The sequence below is a fragment of the Pseudomonas onubensis genome, from assembly GCF_965653655.1.
GTDB lineage: Bacteria > Pseudomonadota > Gammaproteobacteria > Pseudomonadales > Pseudomonadaceae > Aquipseudomonas.
Map to the genome: position 1 here is coordinate 1 of NZ_CBFHAZ010000287.1, position 442 is coordinate 442.

1 protein-coding gene is annotated in these 442 nt (G+C 38.5%); it reads right to left on the reverse strand.

The features are described from left to right. Nucleotides 1-277: 277 nt before the first annotated feature. Nucleotides 278-442: a YycP family beta-propeller protein gene (locus ACTD9P_RS30390; RefSeq protein WP_498371987.1), complete on the reverse strand. Its 165-nt coding sequence runs from the start codon at nucleotides 440-442 to the stop codon at nucleotides 278-280.

Genomic DNA, 442 nt, shown 5'->3' on the forward strand with positions numbered 1-442 from the left:
CTGCTTTTACGGTTCAAATTCCTCTATTTCTTTTTCTTGCTATATAGCCTTATCATGAGGGTCACAACGATATATACAATCATAATCAATGCCCCGTTACTCACATCAGGGTATCCAATCAATATATTCATTATGACAAAAACACTGGTTATACAAATGACGGACAACAATAAGAAGATAATGAATGATTTCAAATTAACACCTTCTTTCCCGCAGTAACGTTTCATTATAAAAAGCTTACCAAAAGCGGCAAGCTCTTCCGAAATGTTCATACTCTTTAAAACCCATCCATCACCTGCACATCATACAGCTTGAGATGGCTTTTCGGCGTGACGATGTTTTTTAAGTTTGGGATGGTCAGGTCGTTCAGTTTTTTGCCCGTTTTCAGGTCGAAGGATTCGATTTTGGCGGGCTTTTTGTAGCTGTACGTGAACAGATACAG